Below are 1,892 nucleotides of genomic sequence, written 5' to 3'. Positions count from 1 at the left end.
CCGCAGATATTGGGCGCAGCCAGTTCCACCAGCCCCTGGTTCAGCACAAACGGTCCGCAGGAGGCCACGCCGACCGCCCCCAGCGCCTCCGGCGCGACGCCCGCCAGGCGGCAGCTTTCGCCAATCAGGCGCAGCACCTGCTGGCCCAGCGCGTCGCTGGCGCCTTGCTTGGCCGTCGGCTCCACCACCCGGCCGTGGATGCCGCGCGCATCGGCCACGCTGACAGCAACCTTGGTGCCACCCACATCGACGCAGGCCACCGGCGCGCTGCCTTCGGGCATTTTGAAATTGAGGGCGGTCAGCAGGCCTGGAGTGAGCGTAGTCATGATGATTGTGAAGTGGTTGGGAAGTGGTTGGAATGGGGCAAGTCAGGTGCGTCCGTAATCATCCTGCAAACGTACGATGTCGTCTTCGCCCAGGTAGCTGCCAAACTGCACCTCGACAATTTCCACCGGCGCCTGCGTCAGGTTGGCCAGCCGGTGCACCTGCCCCAGCGCAATGTCGCAGGCCTGGCCCGGCTGCAGGTCAAACTGGCGTTCATCCAGCGTGACGCGGGCCGTGCCCTGCACCACCAGCCAGTGCTCGGAGCGTCGATGGTGTTTTTGCAGGCTCAGCTGCTGGCCCGGATGCACGCCAATGCGCTTGATCTTGTTGCCCGGCGCTTCAGACACGGTTTCATACCAGCCCCAGGGGCGTTCGGTGCGGGCGATGGTTTCGGTGCGGGTGGTGGTGTTCATGCGGTTCAAGCAGTGATGAAGCAGGCTGACAATGCTAACGGCTGGCCAGCCATCAAGTTACCAGGCCGGTAGATGGCCTCAAATTGATCTCAAGCCGGGCTCAAAGCAGCTGGCTGAGCAGGCTGGCCACCAGGCTCAGCAAAATCGTCGTGGTGACCGGAATAAACCATTCGCGGCCAAACAGCCGGAAGCGCAAATCGCCCGGCAGCTTGCCAAAGCCCAGCTTCTGCAGCAACGGGCTGATCCAGCTGATCAGCACCAGCGCCAGGAAAATCACGATCATCCAGCGAATCATGCGGCGCTCATAAAGTGTGTATCCGGTCGCCCCGCGCAAAGCCCATGGCTTGCCAACCCGCCTCGGCGCTGCCTTTCGCCGAGAACGCCATCACCTTGAACAGCTCGCCCATTTCGTGCTCCGCCACCAGTTTCTGCACCATGGCGCGCTCAGCCAGGCCGGCATTTTCCATGCCATCGAGCAGGCCGCAGTTCAGCAAGAAACGGCCCTGGCTGGTATAGCCCAGCACCTGCAGCCCGGCGTCCTGCCCGGCCAGCGCAATGCCGGTGAAATTGACGTGGGCAGTGATGTCCTTGCTGCCCACGTCAAGCAGCGCGTCGGCATCGGCCCGGTGGCCGCGGTGGCACATCAGCGTGCCCATGCTGCGCTGCGGGTGGTAGTACTCATGCTCGGGGAAACCGTAGTCCAGCAGGAAGATCGCACCGGCCTGCAGCCGGTCGGCCAGCGTGCGGATGAAGCCTTCGGCCTGCGGGTGAATCTCGGTCAGGTAATCGTGGCTGCCCTCCACCTCCAGCGGCGGTCGTAAGTCAGTGGCCTGGTCAGCATAGGTCAATTGGCCCTTGTGCATCACCACTCCGCGCTCGTGCCAGACACCATTGAGGCGAGACAGCAGCTTCACCGGCATGGCGTCCAGCACCTCATTGCCGACCACCACGCCGCGCATCCGCGGCGGCAGCTCGCTCACCCACCGCACCTTGCCGCCATGCCCGGCCAGCAGCTCGCGCTGGCGCGCCACCAGGCTGCCCGACAGGTCCACGATGGTGTAGCGCTCGAGTTGCGGCCCGATGGCATCCAGAATCTGCAGGGCCAGCGCGCCCGAACCCGCGCCAAACTCCCAGATCTCGCTGGTACCGGTCGCT

General features: G+C 64.5%; 3 protein-coding genes and 1 pseudogene. All 4 read right to left on the bottom strand.

The window, feature by feature from the left end; genetic code table 11:
* Nucleotides 1-326: pseudogene (locus RMO23_RS14410) on the bottom strand (hypothetical protein); the annotation flags it as partial.
* Nucleotides 327-368: 42 nt separating this feature from the next.
* Nucleotides 369-737: a phosphomannose isomerase type II C-terminal cupin domain gene (locus RMO23_RS14405; RefSeq protein ID WP_309682884.1), complete on the bottom strand. Its 369-nt coding sequence runs from the start codon at nucleotides 735-737 to the stop codon at nucleotides 369-371.
* A gap of 100 nt (nucleotides 738-837) precedes the next feature.
* Nucleotides 838-1,032, bottom strand: coding sequence for a DUF2905 domain-containing protein (locus tag RMO23_RS14400; protein WP_309682882.1), 195 nt, complete (start codon nucleotides 1,030-1,032; stop codon nucleotides 838-840).
* 7 nt (nucleotides 1,033-1,039) lie between these two features.
* Nucleotides 1,040-1,892: SAM-dependent methyltransferase (locus RMO23_RS14395; RefSeq protein ID WP_309682879.1), on the bottom strand; the 853-nt coding region annotated here is incomplete at its 5' end.

Origin of the sequence: Polaromonas sp., assembly GCF_031411155.1 — a bacterium.
In the GTDB taxonomy this organism is placed as follows: Bacteria; Pseudomonadota; Gammaproteobacteria; order Burkholderiales; family Burkholderiaceae_C; genus Polaromonas.
Note: the sequence above shows the minus strand (reverse complement) of the source record. Positions and strands in the feature narration are given on the sequence as shown.